The 3,062-nt window shown below is 36.6% G+C and carries 4 protein-coding genes; all 4 read left to right on the forward strand.

Annotated elements, in window-relative coordinates; all coding sequences use genetic code 11:
* Nucleotides 1-103: 103 nt before the first annotated feature.
* A complete protein-coding gene (locus tag GSY74_RS09215) occupies nt 104-280 on the forward strand; it encodes a hypothetical protein (RefSeq protein WP_164664811.1) in 177 nt (58 codons plus the stop codon).
* Nucleotides 281-372: 92 nt separating this feature from the next.
* A complete protein-coding gene (locus GSY74_RS09220) occupies nt 373-1,968 on the forward strand; it encodes an ABC transporter ATP-binding protein (protein WP_164664812.1) in 1,596 nt (531 codons plus the stop codon).
* Nucleotides 1,969-2,308: 340 nt separating this feature from the next.
* A complete protein-coding gene (locus GSY74_RS09225; RefSeq protein WP_164664813.1) occupies nt 2,309-2,566 on the forward strand; it encodes a peptidoglycan-binding domain-containing protein in 258 nt (85 codons plus the stop codon).
* Nucleotides 2,567-3,062 (forward strand): HAD family hydrolase (locus GSY74_RS09230; RefSeq protein ID WP_164664814.1); only part of this gene is annotated, 496 nt, incomplete at its 3' end.

Raw genomic sequence — 3,062 nt, forward strand, 5'->3', positions numbered from 1 at the left:
GTCGGGATGAGGGCAACCCGACCTACGGAAATTTTGCTATAATAATTTCAATGAAATAAGGGAAAGAAATGGAACTGGTCTATCTATGGGTTGAGGATTATAAATGACAAAGCAAGAGTTATTAAAATTGATAAAAACAGAAGAAAGTCCAAAGTTAGATTTTAAAAGAGGTTATGAAGAAAAAAAAGAGAATACAGAATATATTGTTGATATTATTTCTATAGCAAATGGTAATATTGGACATACATTCGAAATGTTGGCAAAGCCTTGTAGGGGGTGATTGCTATCACACCATCTATTCAATATTCAAAATAAAATTTATGCTAATTAGTGGTGCGATGGCAATCGCACCCTACTAAAAAGGAATAAAAAATGAGCATACTAAATATAAAAAACTTAAGTCTAAAAGTAGGTAATGAAGAGCTTTTAAAATCTATAAGCTTTAAGATAGAACAGGGTGAAATCTTCGCTCTAGTTGGCGAGTCAGGAAGTGGTAAATCACTTACCTCTTTAGCCATTATGCGACTTTTGCCTGATGCTATATCGGTGAGTTCAGGAGATATATTGCTCAATGGAGAATCTATTTTTTCTATTTCTGAATTTGCTATGCAGAAGATTCGTGGGCGTTCTATTGCGATGATATTCCAAGAGCCGATGACTGCTCTCAATCCTGTTATGACCATTGGGGAGCAGGTGGCAGAGGTTATTCGTCTTCATTTGGATTTGGATAAAAAAGCAGTTAAAGATAATGTGGTTGAGCTTTTTGAAGAGGTAGCATTGAAAGAGCCAAGAGAGAGGTATAATTGGTATCCTCATCAGCTCTCTGGTGGGCAGAAGCAGAGGGTGATGATTGCTATGGCTTTAGCTTGTGAGCCTGAGCTTTTGATAGCTGATGAGCCTACGACGGCTCTGGATGTGACGATTCAGGCACAGGTTTTGGCGTTGCTCAAAGAGATACAGAAAGAGCGTTCTCTATCTATACTATTTATTACTCATGATATGGGTGTGGTGGCACAGATGGCTGATAGGATTGCTGTGATGCGTTATGGTGAGATTTTGGAAGAGGCTAGGAGAGAGGATTTTTTTGAGAATCCACAACACCCTTACACACAAGCTTTGCTACGAGATGCTATTTCATCTACAGAGAAAAAAAAACCTTCTGATAATAGAAAAAATCTGCTTGAAGTTAAGGATTTGAAGGTTCATTTTCCTATTAAAAAGGGGATATTTCAGAGAACAGTTGGTCATGTTAAGGCTGTTGATGGAGTATCTATCTCAATCCCTCGTGGTAAGACTTTGGCTTTGGTTGGTGAGTCGGGTAGTGGCAAGAGTACCATTGGTCAAGCGATACTTCGTCTGGTTGATTCGACGGATGGTGAGATTCTTTTTGATGGAGTTGATATAACAAAACTTACTCAAAAGGAGTTGATGCCTTATCGTCGTAAGATACAGATAGTTTTTCAAGACCCATACTCCGCACTTAACCCTCGTATGACGGTTGGGGAGATTATTCGTGAGGGGATGGTGAGTTTGGGGGTTGGTTCCAAAGATAAAAAAAATCAAGACAGACGAATAGAGGAGCTTTTGGTCAAAGTTGGATTGGAGACCCAATATATGGAGCGTTATCCTCATGAGTTTTCAGGAGGACAGAGACAACGGATAGGGATTGCTAGAGCTTTGGCCGTGGAGCCTGAATTGATTATTTGTGATGAGCCTACGAGTGCTTTGGATGTTTCTGTTCGTTCACAGGTTTTAAAACTTTTGAAAGAGTTGCAACAGGAGAGTGGATTATCTTATCTATTTATAACTCATGATTTATCTATCATCTCAATGGTTGCCGATGAGGTAGCTGTGATGAGAGAGGGAAAGATAGTGGAGCAGGGGAGGGTGGAGAGTGTGATGAAGAATCCACAAAATGCGTATACGCAGAAGTTATTAAGGTCAGCTCCTAAATTACCAAAAATATAGTGAAGATAGAAACGCTTGTTCATTTTTTTAAAAAAAAATGTGTTACTTTTCTTCTCACCCACTTAAAAAAACTAATCTTTAACTATTCTTTGGAGTCCTAATTAGATGTGAAGAATTTACTATAAATAGTCCAATATAGAAGTAAATTTCTTTGATTTTATAATATCTAAAAACAGCAACTATTTTAATTTATATTGTAAATCTGCAAGAAGAAACAGTATAAAACTTTATGAAAAATTTAAATTAGAATTACGAAAAATATTTCACGATTAAATAAATTTTTTCATGTATCATGGCATCTAGGAAGTACTAACAATAACTATAATAATAAGGAGTTGATATGAGTAACCAAAATATAGAGGATTCGGACTTTGAGTCTATTAAACTTGGATGTCAAGGAAGTATGGTTTTAATTGCACAAAAGATGCTTAATTCCATAGGATATGGATTAGAGGAAAATGGTAATTTTGATGAGAATATGGCTACTATAGTTCGAGATTTTCAGATAAAGAGCAATAGTTTGGCAGTTGATGGAGTTATTGATGCTGAGACAATGATAGCGATAGATAGTGCTATTGACTTAAGAAAAGTGAGTTAGATGATTAAACCTGTCATACTGTTTGATTTGGACGGAACGCTTATAGACTCAACCGAGGCCATCTTAGAGGGTTTTAAAGTAGCTTTTGAGTCATTTGGTTCTGTTGTTCCTTCTGTTGATAAAATAAAAAATGAGATAGGGCATACATTAGAGAATATGTTTTTAACGCTGGGTGTAGATGAGAAGAGAGTATCTGCTCATGTTCACGCCTATAAAATGCACTATCGAATTATCTCTTGTCAAAAGACCATACTACTTGAAGGAGCTAGAGAGTCAGTGATAGAGGCTAGTAGGTTTGCTACTCTTGGTGTGGTTACGACTAAAACAGGTGAATATTCAACAATTTTATTAGAACATATGGATTTGATGGGATACTTTGATGTTTTAATCGGTCGTGAACATGTAAAAAATCCAAAACCTCACGCAGAACCTATTTTAAAGGCTTTGGAGAGATTGGAGCATGATATAGATTCTGTTTGGATGATAGGTGATACAC

The organism is Sulfurovum sp. bin170 (assembly GCF_010892395.1).
GTDB lineage: Bacteria > Campylobacterota > Campylobacteria > Campylobacterales > Sulfurovaceae > UBA1140.